The organism is Dorea sp. AGR2135, from assembly GCF_000420885.1.
GTDB classification, from domain to species: Bacteria; Bacillota; Clostridia; order Lachnospirales; family Lachnospiraceae; genus Dorea; species Dorea formicigenerans.
The window spans coordinates 11969-30258 of record NZ_ATVU01000030.1 but is presented as its reverse complement, the minus strand read 5'-3'; the positions used below and the strand labels follow the sequence as shown (position 1 = coordinate 30258).

Sequence of the window (18290 nt, the reverse complement as noted above, 5' to 3'; positions counted from 1 at the left end):
CTTTTTGTGCACATCAATACCACAACATTTGTCGTAAATTTTATCCATACTGGCACCTCCTGGATGAATTTACGGCACGGTACTCTGTCTGTTATCATTTTACTATACGTCCTTTTGCCATAAATGAAAATTCTTCAAGTGGCTGGACAGGTGGTGGTGCAAATGAGAGTACCTGAAATCAGTTTAGGGAACGGGCTACAGGCCCAAAATAAACACGATCTTTGCCGTTATTTTAAATATAAGCGGCAGTAACAACAAATTCAATACCCAATAGTCTGCATAGTTTCATTTATGGTGGTGCCAAGTGTGCGGGCATGGGAGTTTAGGGACATAGTTTTTAGCAAACTATCCGGGTAATTTTCACTTTTGATTCTTCCCAATCTGACTTGCACCTTTGATAATCAAAGGCTTACCTCACTATTTTTCCATTCTTCAAATAATCATCTATTTTCCGTCTCAAATACATACAATTCACCCTCATATACTAAGATTACATATTTCGCTGTTTATTCAACGCATTAACAATTTCATAAGCGAATCACATGCATCACACCCCACGCCACATCCCCTCATAAAATTCAATATTTACGCACAACTAAAAAGCACGCAGATAATTGTGTGATTTTCGTCATGACTGCGAGCATAGCTTGATTTTCGCAGCTTTGTCCGAGCCTGTCCTTTAGGCGAGTTTGCGTAGAAAATCAATAATATGCGGCGCAGCAGTCATAGAAAATCATTCATATCTGCGTGCTTTTAGTTGTGCAACTTATATTAAATTTTATCCTAGATGTATCCCATCAATTTCGGCAGCCACAGGCTTAAGTTCGGAATATATGTTACGAACATCAGTACGATAAAGATTGCTGCAAAGTATACGAGCAACTGTCTGAATACTGTCTCAATCTGTACTTTACCGACTTTAACACCAACAAACAGTGTTGTTCCAACCGGTAGTGTGATTGTTCCGATACACAGGTTGAAAATCATCATGATACCAAAGTGGATAGTGTCCATTCCAAGTGCAGTACATACCGGCAGGAAGATCGGTGTGAAGATCAGGCAGGCCGGTGTCATATCCATAAATGTTCCGACGATCAGAAGGATAATATTGATCAGGAACAGGATAATAAACTTGTTGCTGCTTACGGAAAGCAATGCTGTAGATACCAGTTCCGGAATATTGGTAAATGCCATAACCCATGACATGATGCTGGATACACCGATCAGGAAAATGATGATACCAGTCATCTCAGCACTGTCCAGAAGAATTTTCGGCAGTTCTTTGATCTTGATTGATTTGTATACAAATAATGACAGAAGCAGGCTGTATACTACGGCCACTACAGAACCTTCTGTTGCAGTGAAGATACCGAAGATGATTCCACCGATTACGATTACAATCAGAAGCAGACAAGGCAGAGCCTGAAGGATGATCTTACCAGCTTCAGATGCTGTAAAACGTGTTTTTGCACGGTAGCCTTTTTTCTTGGCAATCACATATACTACTAACATACAAGCAAGTCCCCAGAGGATTCCCGGAATGTAACCAGCCATGAAAAGTGCTGCTACGGAAGTCCCTCCGCTGACCAGTGAGTATGTGATCATTACGTTACTTGGCGGGATCAGAAGTCCTGTCGGTGCAGTTGCAATATTAACAGCTGCAGAGAAGTTCGGATCATATCCCTCTTCTTTCTCGATTGGTCCGATGATAGATCCCATAGCAGAAGCTGCTGCTGTACCAGATCCGGAAATAGAACCGAATAACATATTTGCAAGGATATTTGTCTGAGCAAGTGCTCCAGGAGCGCGTCCTGTAATTAATTTTGCAAGGTTAATCAGTCTTACGGCAATACCACCTTTATTCATAATATTTCCTGCAAGAATAAAGAACGGGATAGCAAGCAGGCTGAATACAGAGATACCGGAGAAGATTCTCTGGCATCCGGTCAGTACGGCTACATTCAAATCCATGATTGGAAGAATTGCACATACGGAAGATACACCAAGTATTTCAAACTAAAAAAGGTCCACCGGACCTTTTTGTCGTATGCTTGGCAAAAAAAAGGCAGTTTCGGTAAGTCTGCTCTATTTGTCTGACTTTTACGAAACTGCCTTTCATACTTAGAACTTTGTAAATATGCGAAATTATCAAAGTACTATATCATTCTCTATTTTTATGTCTTTTTTGTCTTTTTTATTCTTACAACTTACATACGTTGACCGGCTTGCCGTCAAGATAAGCGGTCACGTTATCGAATACAATCTTTGCTCTTCTTACCATAGACTCCTCGGAGATAAATGCCTGATGAGGTGTCAATAATGTATTCTTAGCCTGAAGCAATGGATAATCTGCCGGAATCGGCGGCTCCATATCAAATACGTCAACGCATGCATATCCAAGCTTTCCATCATTCAGCGCTTTCGCAAGTGCCTCGTTGTCTACGATCGGTCCTCTTGCACAGTTGATGAAGATTGTGTTCTCATTCATAAGTGCAATCTTTTCTGCTGACAGGAATCCTCTCGTCTCTGCATTCAGTGGAAGGTTCAGTGATACGATATCACTTGTTGATAATACTTCCTCTAATGATTTATACTCGATTCCAAGTGCTTTTGCTTCCTCAGACTCACTTCTGTTGTAAGCGATAACTTTAGCGCCAAATGCCTGGAATAATTTTGCTGCCATGAGTCCGATCTGTCCAAGTCCGATAATTCCGACCGTTCTTCCGCAGATTTCTTTTCCTCCAAGGCCTGCACTTGTTCCACCATTTCTTACAAGTCCGTCAGCTTTTACTACATGTCTTAATGCGTCAATCGCCATACCAATGATAAGCTCGGCAACTGTCTGGTTTGAGTACCCTGCTGCATTACAGATCATAATATTTTTCTCTTTACACTTGTCTGTTCCGATGTGGTCAATTCCTGTAAATGCTACAGATAACATCTTCAGTGCGTCCGCTTTCTCTACAACCTCTGTCGGATAGGGATTGTTAGCAATCATAACAATGTCGCAGCCTTCACTTCTCTTGGCAAGTTCTGCCGGATCTGTTGTTTTGGTATCATAATATACGAATTCATGTCCCTTTTCTGTAATCGGTGCTGATAACTCATCAATAACTTCTTTTGATACTCCAATTGGTTCTAATAATGCGATTTTCATTTTTTTCACGCTCCCTTTCTGTCTGTATTTTATAAATATTATAACCTCATGTCAATACATGGATATACTAAAACTTAAATACATTTTTATCTATTTTTTTCAGGCTTTCTGTAAATCCACTCATAACGAAGCATAATTTTTACTTTCCGGTTCTTGCCATCTCTCAACACTTCAGCTTCAATTTGAAATAATTATGTCCGATTGCCGTAAGCCAGTCTGCTATGTGGCTCATAAATCTCTCCTCTCACACCGGTATTTCTGCCGGTGTTATTCCTGTTCTTTTATATTAAAGCCCCGTTTTTTTATACTTGTAAAGTACCTGAAGTAATTTTTCACCATCTACAGGTTTTGTCAGATGTTCATTCATACCTGCTTCATAAAATGACATTGGGCAAAACCCATCATCAACCACCACGCGGAGTACCGGAGCACTCTCATCTGTCACTTCCTGCCTGACTTCTACGACTGGCTCTTTCGCAAATACGCCGATCTGGACTGCGGTAAAGAAAAGCGGAATACAGGTTCCAACATTTAATTTCATCAAATTTTTAAATAACAGGTGCATTTTCTCCGAAAATATGGTTCAATAAATTCAAGTCGAACGTTTTTTATTATTGCCAGGAGAAAACTGGCATTTGGAGGTTTTCATGACAAAAGAAGATATTAAATATCAGGCATATATCCAGATATTAAAAGAAGAATTAATACCGGCTATGGGGTGTACCGAGCCAATTGCTCTGGCTTACGCTGCTGCCAAAGCCCGTGAAGTGCTGGGCTGCATACCGGAGCGCGTACATATCGGAGCAAGCGGAAGCATTATTAAAAATGTAAAAAGTGTAATCGTTCCGAACACGAATCATTTAAAAGGAATCCCGGCCGCTGCTACAGCCGGAATCATTGCCGGAGATGCTTCTAAAGAACTGGAAGTTATCTCTGATGTAACAGAAGCACAGACAAAAGAAATGGCAAAGTATCTCGAAGAAACTGAGATTACCGTCGAGCATATTGATAACGGCTGTATCTTCGACATCATCGTTGAAGTATTTGCCGGAAAGGATTCTGCTAAAGTCCGTATTGCCAACTATCATACAAACATTGTAAGAATTGAAAAAAATGGAAAAATCCTTCACTATGTACCAGTTGAAGGTGCAAGCGAAGAAGGACTGACTGACCGTACTCTTTTGGATGTAAAGTCTATCTGGGATTTTATTAATATGGCTGACATCGACGATATCCGTGAAGTCCTGTCCCGTCAGATTGAGTATAACAGCGCAATCGCCGATGAAGGACTCGCCGGAAATTATGGTGCAAATATTGGAACTGTACTTCTTAATACTTACGGCAACGACGTCCGCACACGCGCAAAAGCTCGCGCTGCTGCCGGATCTGATGCGCGAATGAATGGCTGTGAGCTTCCGGTCGTTATCAACTCCGGAAGTGGAAATCAGGGAATGACCTGTTCTCTGCCTGTTCTGGAATATGCAAAAGAGCTACACACTAACGAAGATAAGACTTACCGCGCACTGGCACTTTCCAATCTGATCGCAATCCACCAGAAAACCGGAATCGGGCGCCTCTCTGCTTACTGCGGAGCTGTCAGCGCCGGAGCCGCTGCCGGAGCCGGAATCGCATACTTGTGCGGCGGTGGATATGAAGAAGTGATCCATACTGTTGTCAACGCACTCGCGATCGTATCCGGTATGGTCTGCGACGGAGCAAAAGCTTCCTGTGCAGCCAAAATCGCAGCTTCCGTAGATGCCGGAATACTTGGTTACAATATGTACCTGCAGGGGCAGCAGTTCTACGCCGGTGATGGCATCATCACAAAAGGAATCGAGGGAACCATTGATAATGTGGGACGTCTCGGAAAAGACGGCATGAAAGAGACAAATGAAGAAATCATTCGAATTATGATCAATGATTAATAAATGGAATTCATCTCAGGTAAAGATTTCAATTGACGAATAGACATGGAAGTAATATCATCAAAAGCGCAGGAAAACCGTTTCATTTATATGAGCGGATATCCTGCGCTGTTTAGTTTTACACCAGGGAGAGATATTATGACACAGGATATGACGAAGGGTAAGATTATGCCCATGCTTATTAGATTTACAATTCCACTTGTACTGGGAAATCTGTTCCAGCTTACCTACAACGCCGTAGACAGCATTATTGTGGGACATTTTATCGGAAAAGAGGCACTGGCTGCGGTCGGTATCTGCAATCCGGTCACGACATTGGTCATTCTGTTTCTGAATGGTCTGTGCATGGGCGCGAGTATTCTGATCGGCACGTATTACGGGGCGAAAGATTACGATACTCTCTCACGCCAGATCAGTACGACTATGATTTCAGGATCTGTATTTTCTGTAATTCTAACCATTCTCAGTATTGGAATTGCGAAATCACTTCTCAGATTGCTACAGGTAGACGCATCTATTTTGGATATGACGACTTCTTACCTTCGCATCATATTTGTAGGACTTATGTTTACATTTTTATATAATTTTTTCTCCAGTACATTAAGAGCCCTCGGAGACAGTAATTCACCACTGTATTTTTTGATCATAAGTGCGATTCTTAATGTTTTCGGAGATTTGTTTTTTATCATTGTACTGAAAGCAGGAAGTAATGGCTGCGCTGTTTCCACTGTTATCAGTGAGGCACTGTGTTGTATTTTCTGTATTATCTATGTGCAGAAAAAAGTACCACTCCTTCAATTAGGAAAGAAATGGCTCATTTTCGACCGTTCCCTGTTAAAGCGTACAATTGCATACGGCTGGGCATCTGCAATGCAACAGGCAACTGTACAGCTCGGAAAAATCGGTGTTCAGGCAATTGTTAATACTATGGGTGTGTCTGTTGCCGCTGCATTTACCGCGGTCAACCGGATTGATGACTTTGCCTATACCCCGGAGCAGAATATAGCCCACGCCATGACAGCACTTATGGCGCAAAATAAGGGGGCGAAAAGAAATGACCGGATGCGTGAAGGCTTCCGATGTGGACTGGTACTGGAGACCATTTACGGCATCCTCATTTTTATTGTCTGTTTTGTTTTTGCAAGACATCTGATGATGCTCTTTGTGAAAGATGAGGAAGTTATCGGGCACGGTGTTACTTATCTGCACCTGATTTCCATAATGTATATCTTGCCGGCTATCACCAATGGACTTCAGGGATTCTTCCGTGGAATCGGTGATTTGAAGATTACCCTGATCAGCAGTTTTGTCAATATGGGGCTTCGGGTTCTTGTTGCCGCACCGCTCGTTCTTGTATGGGGATTTGGAATTGAAGCACTGCCATTCTCCTACCTGGCAGGCTGGATTGGGATGCTGGTGGCAGAATTACCACTGTTGATACATACTTACAGAGAATCAAAAATCACCGACTAATATTTTAGGCTATGCAAGCACTGCTTTCTCATTAGCAAATCAGGAAGGACTTCTAGTATAGAATATTTTTGCGACCGACATTCATGCCGGTCGCATTTTTATATTAGCAAATTTACATCTGCTGTATACTATTTTCTTTTCTTAGCAACTACTGTAATACCTGCCATTCCTGCACAGGAAACTACAAAGAGTGCAGCCCAGAGTAATACATTGTTTGTATCTCCTGTCTTAACTGTATTCACATTTGCTGCAGTCTTAGTTGCTGATGTAATCTTTCCATTATTTCCAGAATCACCACTATTACCTGTGTTACCATTGTTTCCGGAGTTACTATTATTGCCAGTATTTCCGTTGCTGGAACCGTTATTTCCGTTATCCCCGTTATCGCCATTATCGGAACCGTTATTTCCGTTATCCCCATTATCGCCATTATCGGAACCATTATTTCCGTTATCTGTTGTTGTAAATTTTTCTAATGGAGGCAGTACATTAATTCCAGCTTTCCAGTACAAATCGGCTAACGGATCATTCTCAGCACCGCTGATCATTGTTCCGTCTTCAATATGAGTGCTGGAACTGATAACTTTTACATCTCCATCAATTGCTTTTCCAGCCTCTGCTTTGTTAGATGTATTAGCGGTTGCTCCCTGAAGGAATACTTTTTTCGTTGCAATTGTTCCTTTTCCGGATACAGCATTTCCACCATTTCCCCAGAGAACATCTCCACCGATTGCAACTAATTTTCCATCTCCTGTAATCTGGCTGCCTTCTGTAATGTCAATGGCTGTTCCACCGTCTGTATAAAGCAAAGTCTTTCCGCTTCCGCCGTAAGCTACAAGTGTTGTGTCCTTATCTGCCAGAGTTAATGTTCCATTTACACGGAGTGCTGTCTGTCCGATATCGCTTCCGCCATCATCACCTAATATAGCTACCGTACCCTTTACGGTTACATTTCCATTTGCCACTACAACCGGCTCAGAAGTTGTACGGTCTGTCAGATCTCCGTTTGCAAGATAATTTGCGTGAGAGTAAATTGCTGCATTTTCCAAAACAGCACCGTCTGCAAGACGAAGTTGTCCACACAGAGACGCTCCTGTTGTAAATTCGTTGTTGAAAGAATCATAGTTCATAGAAAATGTTCCTCCGCTCTGTACATCGATAATTCCCTGTACAACAGAATCAGAAAGCGTCAGTTTACCACCATTTTCTACAATAATATGTACACTGCTGAGTACTTCCATATTTGTCAGTGTCAGATTACATCCACTCGGAATATAAAGTGTCTGAGGAATATTTCCAGCTACGACCTGCTTCCACGGAATGTCATACCCCAGATATCCGTAAGTTCCGCTCTCGTGGGAACCGAACCATGCCTCCAAATACGCTGGCACACGGACGCTCTCTTCCTCACCGTTTACATTACTTCCAAATTTACTGATTGCCCATGGTTCCATAATATCCCATGCATAGAGTCCATTTCCATAATCTTTAAAATTCTCTTTCTTCATCTGGTCTGCAAGCGTTTCCTCGCCGCTGTAAATTCTGAATGGCAGTGTGTTGCTGACTGCGCTGCGTCCCTGCTGATCCTCAATAGACACGGAAACCAGATAACTTCCAGGATCTTTTGGCGTACCGCTAAGTGTCAGATCACTGCTGATCGTCATATATACGCCCTGCATACCGCTGTCACTGTCTGCAGATGTTCCTTTTTCTGTGTCCGGAACGATGCTAACACTGCATTTGCTTCCATTCAATTTAATCTTAGCCATATTATCCAGCTCTTCCCAATCCTTGTCAGCAACGTCTTTTCCTTTTTCTACCAGTGCGCCGTATACTTTCACTGCACTGTTCTTATTGCTTGAGGAACCGCCGACGCTGGCACTGGACACTCCATCGTAATCTTTCTGTCCTACGATTGCCGCCTCAAATTCTCCTTCGATTTTTACATGAAGCTCGTATGGATCTCCCTTACCATCATCTTCTACAAGAGAAGCATTTCCATTTGTATCAATGACAAGCTTAAATGTCAGATCATCATATCCATTTGCAGAAATTGCAACTACATCTCCGCTCTTCAATGCTGGAATTTCAGGATTAGCGACAAAGTCTTTTGTTGCAAAGATAAGTTTATTGTTATCTGTATCTTTTTTGTATGCTCCACCTGCTGACAAGCTATAGGACTTCTCTTCCCATGCTGCCAAGAGCGGGCTTCTGTCCGTCACAGTCGCAGGGGACAAAGGAGGAATTTGCGATGCCCTCTCCACTTCGCTATTTGTTATGGGTCTGGATAAAGCCTATGACCTCTGGGCGAAAAGTGATGATTTCGAAGCCGTGTTCGTAGCAACCGATGGAACTGTTTACATCACAGATGGATTAAAGGATATATTTTCATTGGCGCAAGGATATGAAGATACATCTGTAAAGATTCTGACGCGTTAAAAATATATCAACATTGCTATAGTAAAGCAACCTGTTTTCAAGTAAAATATCTCATGATTTTGTCATACCTGTTCCCTGTGAGCAGGTATTTTTTTGTATAATCTTACATTTTTTTATTCTTTCAATAAGATTAAATTGTAATTCTGGTTTTAACGTGACATAATAGAAAGGTAATGTTAAGAAAATTTAAAAAGAAAGTTAAGTGTATGTAAATAACTAACGACAAAGGAGAAATTATGGGAATATTTTCTATGGTATTGTCATTGTTAAGCGGAGTTGCTTTATTCCTGTTCGGTATGTCTTTGATGGGGGATGGACTCAAACTGGTTGCCGGTAATAAACTGGAATCATTTCTCTACAAAATGACCAATACGCCACTGAAGGGAGTCGCACTTGGTACAGCCGTTACAAGCGTTATCCAGTCTTCCGGAGCAACGACTGTCATGGTTATCGGTTTTGTTAACTCTGGTATGATGAAGCTTCGCCAGGCCATCGGTATCATCATGGGAGCCAACATCGGAACCAGTATTACCGGTTGGATCTTATGTCTTTCTTATATAGAAGGATCTAACGGAATTGCAAGTATCCTGTCATCTGCCACAATCGCTGCGGTTGTAGCAGTTATCGGTATTATTCTTAGAATGGCGAGCAAAAGAACCGTCCACCGGAATATCGGGGACATCATGCTTGGATTTGCGATCCTCATGACTGGTATGCAGACCATGAGCGGAGCCGTCGCACCGCTTCGAGAAAGCAAAGTATTTATGGATCTGTTAACAACATTTTCAAACCCAGTCATTGGTATCCTGGTAGGTATTGTATTTACCGCCATCCTGCAGAGTGCCTCAGCAACAGTCGGTGTATTGCAGGCTTTATCTGTAACAGGACTGCTTACATTTTCCAGTGCATTTCCGATTATCCTCGGTATCGGTGTCGGAGCTTCCTGCCCGGTTCTGATTTCCGCAATCGGAGCGAATAAAAATGGTAAAAGAACTGCTCTTGTATACTTGCTGAATGATACCTTTGGAATGTTGCTTTGGTCAATCGGATTCTATATCATCAATGCATTTGTACATTTTTCATTCCTGAATACGATTATGACGCCAGTGTCCATCGCACTTTTAAATACGGTTTTCCGTCTTGTAACAGTCTGTATTTTGTTTCCATTTATCCCAAAACTGGAGCAGCTTGTATGTTGGTTCGTGAAAGACAGTGCGGAAGAACTGGAAGATGAAGCAGACTTTGATCTTCTTGAGGAGCGTCTTCTTGACTACCCTGCACTTGCACTCGGACAGTGTCACCGTGCTATGAGCGGTATGGCAAGAAAACTTCGTAAAAATGTAAACCGCGCCATGAACCTTTTGAATGATTTCCAACTTGGCAAGTTCGACAAGGTACAGAGAAAAGAAGACCTGATCGACCGCTATGAATCCCGTCTGGGTGACTATCTGATTAAGCTTACCAAGCATCCGATGAATTCTGTTCAGACAAGACAGGTTTCTCTTTATCTACATATGATTAATGACTTCGAACAGATTGGTGATCATGCCTCCTGTATTGCTCACATGTCTAATGAAATGAATCAGAACAAAACACAATTTTCCGAAGAAGCATGGGATGAACTGAATGTTGTTATGGAAGCTGTCCGCGAGGAGATTAATACAACTTGCAAAGCGTTTTTGGAAAATGATAAAGAACTCTCTCAGAGAGTTGCTCCACTTGGAATGGTCATTACAACTTTGTGTGATGAACTCAAGATCCGCCACGTTGAACGTATGAGTAACGGAGCCTGCGGTCTGGAAGAAGGGACGGTATATTCGGATATCCTGAACAGCTTCACACGTATCTCTGCCCACTGCGCAAGCGCAATGGTAGCACTGTCAAAGAATAGCGAAAAGCCTGTGGATATCCACATTCACAACTCAAGAGTATATCCTTCCGACACTCAAGAATATAAGACCTATCTGGCAGAATATAGTCAGAAATATGAGCTCATAAAAATTGAGGAACATATTCGAAGCATGGAACCGGAAGAAGTTGAATAAATAATATTAAAAAAGGACATGCAAAAGGAAGGTTCTTCTGCTATAGCAGAAGAAATCCTTCCTTTTTTAATATCCAATGTCAGGGATCAAGAGCTCCCTACTATGATACCCACGGATTGTTCGCAAGCGTACTCCCACAATCCTATAATCTCTCCATCAAGGCATCATAAATTTCCTTTGCAACCGCCAGCTTATAAGCAAGTCTTGTAGGCTGTGGCTGCAATTCACGATAATAAGACATAACCTCTCCATTAAGTTCAATTGCAAAATATACCTGCCCCGGCACAGATGCTTCCAGATTCGCCGGGTCTGCGTTCCCCATTGTTCCGGTCACACCGATTCCGATATTGGCCTTATACGCTTTTGTGCAGGCCTTCGCCATTGCTTCTGCGGTCTCTTTTGAATATACCGTATACTTCTCCAGAATCTCGGCAGGAACGCCCTGCATGATTTTTGCTTCGTTGCAATAGGTGACAAAAGCTCCTTTTAACACTGCCGATGAGCCTTCGGTGTCCGTAATCAGTGACGCAATCTGCCCTGAAGTCGCAGATTCCATTGTTGTAATCGTCATACCCAGCTCAATCAAGAGCTTCGTCAGTTTTTTGTAATCATTTCTAATGTCTGATTCATTATACATTTTTCCCATTATATTAGTCGTCAACCCCAACCATTACAGATGTTGCTTTAATAACTGCGTAAGCTGTCTTTCCAACTTCAAGCCCAAGCTCTTTGATAGAGTTCATGGAAATTGTGGAGCTGATAATATTCTCCCAACTTTATTTTTTAACGCATATCATGCTTCTTTATTATACTTACCAAAGAACTAAAAAAGCAATCGTTTCTAACAGATTTTTTATTTCTGTTCACTTAATTCTGTTGTACAATGCGGACATCTCACAGCATCAACCGGTATTTCTGTTTTACAATATGAACATACTTTTGTGGTAATCTTTACTTCTTCTTTTGGGCTCATTTTTTTCGTAATATTATTTATGACTTTGATCAACAGGAAAACGACTGCTGCAGTAATCAGGAAATTGATTACTGCTGTAAGAAAGTTACCATATGTCAAAACAGGGGCATTCTTCGCAAGTCCCAAAGATATTTTTAAATTGGAGAAATCAACACCACCAAACATTCCCAGAACAGGGGTAATAATATCTTCATTTAATGATGTCACAATACCAGTAAAAGCGCCTCCAATGATGACACCTACGGCAAGATCAATGACATTTCCTCTTGATATAAATTCTTTAAATTCCTTAATAATTCCCATAACTCGTCTATTCCTTTCTTGCTTTAGATTCGTTTTTTCTTCTAAAATTATAGTGTTAGTCGTTATACTTTAAGAAAAATTTATTCACTATCAAATAAATCCTTCTTAAAACATAATCATTGATACTACATTTTCCTTCGTATTATTTTGATTTTTACATATTGGTTTCGATATCGAACTGACCATTCTCATAGTGTACATTGAAAAGTAGTGGATTTTCTTTTGCCCATTGTGGATCTTGTTTCTCTTTTTCCTGCCACTTCTCATAAGCATTCAAAAATCCATCATGTAATACGACTTCCGCTTTCATTCTAGCGTCTATTGCTTCTTCAAACGTGTCATAGGTTCCAAGCTGATAGCGCACTTTCTTAAGCCCTATGGTTACACGATACTTTCCTCTTTTTGTCTTGTATACACCTCGAAAGCCACTACTGCTGTCTGATCGCTTTTTCCTGTATTTAAGCCATTCAACACAGGTTCCATCTACAATATGGAGTCTATCATGAACACTTTCCCGGTTCTTTTTTTGCACACAACCACAGCTTTTATAATTTCCATGAAGTAAATTATCTGCTGAAACATCAATTTCATTCCCGCATGAACATTTACAATGCCAGTAGACAGAGCCTTTTTTCCCTCTCTTGCTAGTCGGATAAAGAGCAGTTAATTTTCCAAACTTAATATTTGTAATATCTCGCATTTGGGTCATATTTATCAACTCATTTCTTTCTAAGCTTTCAAGAATCTTCCATTATATAGTTTCATGTTTATCTTTTCGATAAAAATATTTTTCACAATTTTTCGGTGGCTCCATATCACAAGCCCGAAAAACATTTTTTAATATCTCGCAGGCTCTTTCTGGAGAAAGTTCTACCTTTTTATCCATATCTTCTTTTGATTTAGTCATACTATTCCTCTTCTTCAAGAAATTCATATATCCTAAAATCTACATATCCATACAGATATCCATGTATTACTTATACTCTGAGTCTTTACGTCTCTTTACCATTACTCCGAGTATAATTGCAATTGCACATCCCATAACTGCAATATATACTCCTATCTGAGATTCATCACCTGTTTTTGGAGGATGGATTGTCTGTGGTTTTCCTGGTTTATTAGGATTGGTTATCTCTGTTACCATAAATTTCCAGTCATTTTTGGTTAAAAGATCACAATACTCCAAGCCCACATTCTTATCTAACTGCAGATCTACATGAATCTGGTCTTTTTCCCCAGATTTATAAGTTCCAAGATAAATCACATTTTGCAGATTGCCGTTGTTATACTCTTTACCACTGGCAGTACCTTCGTATAATGTCTTATTTCCAAGCGAAACTTTCATTGAGATAAGTTCCAGTAATTCATCTTTCTTTTCATCTTGTTGAAGCGGTATAACCTGCATATACAGGGCATAGGTTTTCTTTGAACCGTTTTCAATATTCAGCTGGTCTTCATACTGTCCACCAGGAACCATGTTGGTGAAACTCATAAACCAATTCCCTTCATCTCCCCGGATATTATTCCAGACCATCTTTCCATTTTGTTCTTCAAAGTATAATTTTTTTACATCTTTTGCGTACACTGGTAACATGTATGCCGTAAGAAGACATAATGCCAGCGCAAACATTCCTATATGTCTAATTATTTTCTTCATCATTTTGCCTCCTTACAGAATACATAATTAAAGGTCCGCAGGATTCACTGCATGGTTTGCAAGATAGTTCACAACTTCTGGATTGTCATTGTCTGTACCGAAAATTTCTTTTACGGCATCTGAAGTTGCCTGGACAGTCGTTCCTGTGACAAGCATTGTATATTTTGAACATTCATAATCATATGTACTGTTTCTTTTTGAAGTTGTAACCCAGTCTTCTTTTGCTTTATCATAGATAGTATCTTTTTGAACAATCGAAGGCTGAATCAATGGATTCATCGTCACAGAGTCCACAATCAGAGGAGACTGTCCACTTTCTTCAATCATTCCAATATAATAAAGCAGGAAATCTCCATTCTGATCTGGTACATCGCTTACCAAAAGCCATTTTCCTCTCGCATCTTCTATCTGTCCTACCGTTTGTATTCCAAGATCTATATTACTTTTCTTGCCTGATGCTAAAAGAACAACATTCTCTCCCCATGCAATCTGTGCCGCATATTCGCTTCCTTCTTTTGTTTCAAAAAAAAGTGGAAACTTTTCACCGGCAGCCGGCGGGATAACGGATCCATCCAAATCCTTTACATCCTCTTTCCGAACCCACTCCTGATGTAATACGACCTTGGCAAATACCGGAACTGTTCCCTTATTTGCGATCCATACATCTTTGTTGATCTCCTCTCCCGGCTTCCAATTATCCGGTGGGACAAATTTTTCTTCAATTGTCGTATCATATCTGGCTGTTTTGAATTCATTATGAACCTGCAATTCCTGCGTCCAATATGCAAATACTCCACCCATGCAGCACAACAGCATAATTCCTGCCAGCCAATAGATTTTATTCTTTTTTTTCGTCATATTTCTTCTCCCCTTTCTGCCCCGAACATAGATTTTCCAGGGCATAATTGATAAGAAGAATCGCCGCCATCACTGCTATTGCGACCGGCTTTTTTCCATAAGTTACAAAATACCCTGCAAAAGGAATCGCAAACTTCGTAGTCTTTCCAACAATCTGCTCTTCCTCAACAGGTACCGGGTCTTCAGTCGGGTTGTTATCCCCTTTCGTAACAACTGTTCTGGAAATACCATTTACAGTTGTAATCCGATGCGTAACCAGTGCATCTTCTGCTTTGAAGGTAATCGGATCCCCCTCCCGCAGATCTTCAAAATCACATTTGTGATAATACACAATACTTCCCACCGGAAATGTTGGCTGCATACTTCCTGTAAGCACAACCACCGGCCGGAATCCCATAATCAGGGGGGCAGCAATCGCCATATACATGACGATTACTGCGATTACTATCCAGGATAAGCCTTTAAATAGATAATTTAATACTTTCATAGTCACTGCCTAATTTATTTTGTCGGAGTTACTGTCCACCCCTTAGCTGCATCAGCATTGGCCTGTACTAATTCTGTCGTGATAGTTAATGTATAATTTGCTCCTGCTAATCCGGCTTTTGTATCATCGAGCGCTACGACTTTTTTCTGGTAAAGGACCTTTCCAACCGGGATATCATTTGGTGCTTGTGTTAATGTGTAATCTGCGTCTGTAAGGTCTTCTGCCTTTTTTGACTCATCTACTAATGCATATTTCATACCAGAAACTGTATACTCACCCATATTAGCATCTTTGCAAAGTGTTACATAATCCATGAGCTGTGTGGTTGACTGATCTTTTCCCAGTGTGGTTTTATAATAGAAATATCCGTCGCCGCCATCTTTCCATGTGTCACCTTCTACGCCTGCCAGATGTTTATATACAGAAGAACCACCTGCTACGGCATTGTCAGCACTTGCCGGGAAGAATTTGGTTTTATCGGTTGAAGAAAGATTTGTTCCTTCAATTAATTTTCCATCTCTTTCCCATTTCTCATCAAATTTCACTCTGACCCAAAGATCATAATCACCGGTATTCTTTGCCTGTACTTCCTTGGTTACCTGTCCGCCCGGTTCCCAGTTATTCTCCGGTGTGAATTTCTCGACTGTTTCACCACCGTATTTCTTAGTGGAAAATGGGTTATCGATGGACATTGTTTTAGTAAAATATGCTAATGATCCTACTACCAGTGTCAGTGCAAGAAGACCTGCAAATGCTTTTACTTTTTTTGTCTTTTTCATGTTGCTACCTCGTTTCTTTCCTTTGTTCTAAGAACGTCTGTGTCAGTAAATTATTTATTCTGTGTAAGATTCCATGTACATCCTGTTGGCTGTGCTGTCAGTCCAAATGCGTCTTTCATTGCTGCATCCGTAGCCTGTACTGTCTGAGCTGTAATGGTCAGAGTATAATTTGCATTACCATAACCTGTTGCATTCGGATCCTGTTTTGTAACTGCCATACTGTGTTTTGCAGCTTGCGGTACATTTCCTGTATAAGCTACCCACTGAGTTGCCGGATCATCACCAATTGCACTCTCTCCCGGTTTTGTTTCTGCTGTTGTATAATAATTTGTTACGGTATATTTACCCATATCAGCATCTTCCAGAAGTTTTACAGCATCCAGGAATTTTCCTGTATCTGTCCCTGCTGCAAGGTTTGTTTTGTAATACCAGTAACCATCACCACCGTTTTCAGGATCACTGTATACCCAGTTTGCTGCATTCAAAGTTTTTTCAACTACAGAATAGTCTCCTGTTGTAAGACCATCTTTTGCATCAACCTGAGATGCATCTCCTTTTAATCCAGTTGTGTTTTCTGCAACTGTATTACTCGTTGTCTTATTTACCCATTTTTCAGTAAGTTTTACACGTACTAATACATCATAGTCACCGGTATTTTTAACGGTTACATCTTTGTTTACCTCTGCTCCAGGTTCCCAATTGTTACCATCTTCTGGCTTGAAATCCTCGGTTACATTTGTGTCATATTTACCAGTATCAAACGGGTTGGTTACAGTCATTGTCTGATTGAAATAAGCAAATGTACCTCCGATTACCATGATTGCTGCTAAGCCTGCTACTCCTGCGATCTTCTTATTTTTTCGCATACTCTCGTCCTCCTTATTAAGTACTTTGGATTTTGAATTTATCTATTAAAACAGCATTTCATTCTGTTTTAACCTTAGTTCCATGTAACCTGTTTTCCGGTTACGGCTGGGGTCTTGCCCCAACTCATCTGAGCTGCGGCTTCTGCTGCATAAGAAGCCTGTAAAAGCTCTCCTTCAATTTTCACATCATAGGAAGCTTCTGTATAATCTGTTCCTATTTTATGTTCATCATTTCCAATCTTGTCACTGATCGTGACCGATTTTAAAGTCAGATCTGTCATCTGATCTGGTTCTAACACTTTGTTGTAGTAATACCAGCCGTCTCCTCCGTCTATCCAGTTCTTCCCGAAGTCGTCAGCAAAATTCAATCGAAAGCCTCTGGCTGCTTCTGCATCTTCTGTTCCATCTTTTAATGTAAGAACCGGTGTGAATTTCACACGCAGGACCGAAGCAATTGTTCCTTCGTTTCCAAAACGGACTTCTTTTTGCTTCTTTTCGCCTGGAACCCATTGATCCTTAGGGTTAAATTTCTCTGTTATATTTACCTTTGCTTCGGCACTCTTGAATTTGTTGTCAATGCTTTCTGATTTCTGAAAATAAGCAAAGGTACTTCCGATTACCAGTAAGGCAAGCATTCCCATGATCAGTAGCACTTTTTTATTTCGTTTCATTTTCATCATGCCCCTCCTTACTTCCAGTTCACGGTTTCACCAGCTACAGTCGCTTCTTTTCCAAATACAGTCTGTGAAGCATTTTTATTCACTTCTGCGCTATTTAAAGTTGACTGGCTGTCACTGGCCTGAAGAAGCTCCATTCGAAAGTACAATTGATAATCTGCACCCTCATATTCCTTATATTCTCCGGAATAATCCGGGAATGTAACACTCTCCAGAATATTCTCCGTAGCTGCTCCCGGTTTCAGAACTTTGTTGTAGTAGTACCAGCCATCTCCTCCATCTGTCCAGTTTCCACCTGGCTGTCCAAATCCATTTATCCAGTTTTTGGTTGCAACATCTTTTCCATTCAACTGGTTATTCAGAAGTGTCTTATTATCACCTTGCGTTTTCTCCCATGTCTCTGCATAGGAGATACGCAGGAACGATGCATTTGAACTGTCATTTTTAAATGCAACCTCTTTTTGTACTGTTCCAACCGACTTTGATGGTTCAAATGTTTCTTCAATTTTTGCGTTAATGTTGTCTGCTTTTAGTTCATTGGTATGATTTATTTTTCCTGTCCAGAAAGCAAATGTTGAAGCAATCAGGAGTAATGACAGACATCCGCTCAAAAATAACCGTATCTTTCTTTTCTTGCGCATGATGTATCCC

General features: G+C 40.8%; 19 protein-coding genes and 2 pseudogenes. 5 read left to right on the top strand and 16 right to left on the bottom strand.

Annotated features, from left to right (window positions below):
* Positions 1–783: 783 nt before the first annotated feature.
* The 3 genes and pseudogenes from G593_RS0115305 to G593_RS20950 all read right to left on the bottom strand — a co-directional run.
* Positions 784–2007, bottom strand: a pseudogene (locus tag G593_RS0115305) (TRAP transporter large permease); the annotation flags it as partial.
* Positions 2008–2200: 193 nt separating this feature from the next.
* A complete protein-coding gene (locus G593_RS0115300) occupies positions 2201–3157 on the bottom strand; it encodes a 2-hydroxyacid dehydrogenase (RefSeq protein WP_029732270.1) in 957 nt (318 codons plus the stop codon).
* A gap of 286 nt (positions 3158–3443) precedes the next feature.
* The gene (locus G593_RS20950; RefSeq protein ID WP_029732269.1) at positions 3444–3722 is read right to left on the bottom strand and encodes a hypothetical protein; all 279 of its coding nucleotides are present in this window, start codon (positions 3720–3722) and stop codon (positions 3444–3446) included.
* Between the two features lie 82 nt (positions 3723–3804).
* Here G593_RS20950 and G593_RS0115290 point away from each other — a divergent pair, with 82 nt between their 5' ends.
* Together G593_RS0115290 and G593_RS0115285 are read left to right on the top strand one after the other, a co-directional pair.
* The gene (locus G593_RS0115290; RefSeq protein WP_005339415.1) at positions 3805–5082 is read left to right on the top strand and encodes an L-cysteine desulfidase family protein; all 1278 of its coding nucleotides are present in this window, start codon (positions 3805–3807) and stop codon (positions 5080–5082) included.
* Between the two features lie 138 nt (positions 5083–5220).
* Positions 5221–6555 (top strand): MATE family efflux transporter, encoded by a 1335-nt coding sequence (locus G593_RS0115285; protein ID WP_029732268.1) that lies wholly within the window; start codon positions 5221–5223, stop codon positions 6553–6555.
* A gap of 128 nt (positions 6556–6683) precedes the next feature.
* On the opposite strand, the gene G593_RS18755 is transcribed toward G593_RS0115285, so the two are convergent.
* Positions 6684–8756 (bottom strand): hypothetical protein, encoded by a 2073-nt coding sequence (locus G593_RS18755; protein WP_196801982.1) that lies wholly within the window; start codon positions 8754–8756, stop codon positions 6684–6686.
* 10 nt (positions 8757–8766) lie between these two features.
* On the opposite strand from G593_RS18755, the pseudogene G593_RS21590 reads away from it, so the two are divergent.
* From G593_RS21590 to G593_RS0115270, 3 genes and pseudogenes are all read left to right on the top strand, one after another.
* Positions 8767–8832 (top strand): annotated as a pseudogene (locus tag G593_RS21590) (hypothetical protein); the annotation flags it as partial.
* On the top strand, positions 8833–8994 hold the full coding sequence (locus G593_RS19755) for a hypothetical protein (protein WP_242827113.1): 162 nt from the start codon (positions 8833–8835) through the stop codon (positions 8992–8994). It abuts the pseudogene before it with no gap.
* Between the two features lie 236 nt (positions 8995–9230).
* Positions 9231–11039: a Na/Pi cotransporter family protein gene (locus tag G593_RS0115270; protein ID WP_022278988.1), complete on the top strand. Its 1809-nt coding sequence runs from the start codon at positions 9231–9233 to the stop codon at positions 11037–11039.
* A 142-nt stretch (positions 11040–11181) separates the two neighbouring features.
* Here G593_RS0115270 and G593_RS0115265 read toward each other — a convergent pair whose 3' ends face one another.
* The 12 genes from G593_RS0115265 to G593_RS0115210 all read right to left on the bottom strand — a co-directional run bounded on the left by G593_RS0115265 (position 11182) and on the right by G593_RS0115210 (position 18280).
* Positions 11182–11685 (bottom strand): CinA family protein, encoded by a 504-nt coding sequence (locus tag G593_RS0115265; protein ID WP_029732265.1) that lies wholly within the window; start codon positions 11683–11685, stop codon positions 11182–11184.
* Positions 11686–11689: 4 nt separating this feature from the next.
* Positions 11690–11788, bottom strand: coding sequence for a TOBE domain-containing protein (locus G593_RS21585; protein ID WP_330644634.1), 99 nt, complete (start codon positions 11786–11788; stop codon positions 11690–11692).
* A 104-nt stretch (positions 11789–11892) separates the two neighbouring features.
* A complete protein-coding gene (gene mscL, locus G593_RS0115255; RefSeq protein ID WP_029732263.1) occupies positions 11893–12315 on the bottom strand; it encodes a large conductance mechanosensitive channel protein MscL in 423 nt (140 codons plus the stop codon).
* A gap of 154 nt (positions 12316–12469) precedes the next feature.
* The gene (locus G593_RS19115) at positions 12470–13024 is read right to left on the bottom strand and encodes an AP2 domain-containing protein (RefSeq protein ID WP_029732262.1); all 555 of its coding nucleotides are present in this window, start codon (positions 13022–13024) and stop codon (positions 12470–12472) included.
* A 42-nt stretch (positions 13025–13066) separates the two neighbouring features.
* A complete protein-coding gene (locus tag G593_RS20315; protein ID WP_155961845.1) occupies positions 13067–13222 on the bottom strand; it encodes a hypothetical protein in 156 nt (51 codons plus the stop codon).
* A 66-nt stretch (positions 13223–13288) separates the two neighbouring features.
* On the bottom strand, positions 13289–13972 hold the full coding sequence (locus tag G593_RS0115240; RefSeq protein ID WP_029732261.1) for an LPXTG cell wall anchor domain-containing protein: 684 nt from the start codon (positions 13970–13972) through the stop codon (positions 13289–13291).
* A 27-nt stretch (positions 13973–13999) separates the two neighbouring features.
* Positions 14000–14830, bottom strand: a complete 831-nt coding sequence (locus G593_RS0115235; RefSeq protein WP_029732260.1) for a BsaA family SipW-dependent biofilm matrix protein — start codon at positions 14828–14830, stop codon at positions 14000–14002.
* Positions 14811–15317, bottom strand: a complete 507-nt coding sequence (locus G593_RS0115230) for a signal peptidase I (protein ID WP_029732259.1) — start codon at positions 15315–15317, stop codon at positions 14811–14813. Before G593_RS0115230 ends, G593_RS0115235 begins: the two co-directional genes overlap by 20 nt.
* 14 nt (positions 15318–15331) lie before the next feature.
* Positions 15332–16096, bottom strand: coding sequence for a BsaA family SipW-dependent biofilm matrix protein (locus G593_RS0115225; RefSeq protein WP_029732258.1), 765 nt, complete (start codon positions 16094–16096; stop codon positions 15332–15334).
* A 50-nt stretch (positions 16097–16146) separates the two neighbouring features.
* A complete protein-coding gene (locus tag G593_RS0115220) occupies positions 16147–16962 on the bottom strand; it encodes a BsaA family SipW-dependent biofilm matrix protein (protein WP_029732257.1) in 816 nt (271 codons plus the stop codon).
* Positions 16963–17036: 74 nt separating this feature from the next.
* Positions 17037–17633: a BsaA family SipW-dependent biofilm matrix protein gene (locus G593_RS0115215; protein WP_196801980.1), complete on the bottom strand. Its 597-nt coding sequence runs from the start codon at positions 17631–17633 to the stop codon at positions 17037–17039.
* A 17-nt stretch (positions 17634–17650) separates the two neighbouring features.
* Positions 17651–18280, bottom strand: coding sequence for a BsaA family SipW-dependent biofilm matrix protein (locus G593_RS0115210; protein ID WP_029732255.1), 630 nt, complete (start codon positions 18278–18280; stop codon positions 17651–17653).
* Positions 18281–18290: the final 10 nt, after the last annotated feature.

What these genes read in the sequence shown, in the direction of transcription:
- G593_RS0115290 (WP_005339415.1), top strand. Translation starts at nt 3,805, where the DNA reads ATGACAAAAGAAGATATTAAATATCAGGCATATATCCAGATATTAAAA.
- G593_RS19755 (WP_242827113.1), top strand. Translation starts at nt 8,833, where the DNA reads ATGGGTCTGGATAAAGCCTATGACCTCTGGGCGAAAAGTGATGATTTC.
- G593_RS19115 (WP_029732262.1), bottom strand. Translation starts at nt 13,024, where the DNA reads ATGACCCAAATGCGAGATATTACAAATATTAAGTTTGGAAAATTAACT.
- G593_RS0115270 (WP_022278988.1), top strand. Translation starts at nt 9,231, where the DNA reads ATGGGAATATTTTCTATGGTATTGTCATTGTTAAGCGGAGTTGCTTTA.
- G593_RS0115210 (WP_029732255.1), bottom strand. Translation starts at nt 18,280, where the DNA reads ATGCGCAAGAAAAGAAAGATACGGTTATTTTTGAGCGGATGTCTGTCA.
- G593_RS20315 (WP_155961845.1), bottom strand. Translation starts at nt 13,222, where the DNA reads ATGACTAAATCAAAAGAAGATATGGATAAAAAGGTAGAACTTTCTCCA.
- G593_RS0115225 (WP_029732258.1), bottom strand. Translation starts at nt 16,096, where the DNA reads ATGAAAAAGACAAAAAAAGTAAAAGCATTTGCAGGTCTTCTTGCACTG.
- G593_RS0115220 (WP_029732257.1), bottom strand. Translation starts at nt 16,962, where the DNA reads ATGCGAAAAAATAAGAAGATCGCAGGAGTAGCAGGCTTAGCAGCAATC.
- G593_RS0115240 (WP_029732261.1), bottom strand. Translation starts at nt 13,972, where the DNA reads ATGAAGAAAATAATTAGACATATAGGAATGTTTGCGCTGGCATTATGT.
- G593_RS0115235 (WP_029732260.1), bottom strand. Translation starts at nt 14,830, where the DNA reads ATGACGAAAAAAAAGAATAAAATCTATTGGCTGGCAGGAATTATGCTG.
- mscL (WP_029732263.1), bottom strand. Translation starts at nt 12,315, where the DNA reads ATGGGAATTATTAAGGAATTTAAAGAATTTATATCAAGAGGAAATGTC.
- G593_RS0115230 (WP_029732259.1), bottom strand. Translation starts at nt 15,317, where the DNA reads ATGAAAGTATTAAATTATCTATTTAAAGGCTTATCCTGGATAGTAATC.
- G593_RS20950 (WP_029732269.1), bottom strand. Translation starts at nt 3,722, where the DNA reads ATGCACCTGTTATTTAAAAATTTGATGAAATTAAATGTTGGAACCTGT.
- G593_RS0115300 (WP_029732270.1), bottom strand. Translation starts at nt 3,157, where the DNA reads ATGAAAATCGCATTATTAGAACCAATTGGAGTATCAAAAGAAGTTATT.
- G593_RS0115215 (WP_196801980.1), bottom strand. Translation starts at nt 17,633, where the DNA reads ATGAAACGAAATAAAAAAGTGCTACTGATCATGGGAATGCTTGCCTTA.
- G593_RS0115285 (WP_029732268.1), top strand. Translation starts at nt 5,221, where the DNA reads ATGACACAGGATATGACGAAGGGTAAGATTATGCCCATGCTTATTAGA.
- G593_RS0115265 (WP_029732265.1), bottom strand. Translation starts at nt 11,685, where the DNA reads ATGGGAAAAATGTATAATGAATCAGACATTAGAAATGATTACAAAAAA.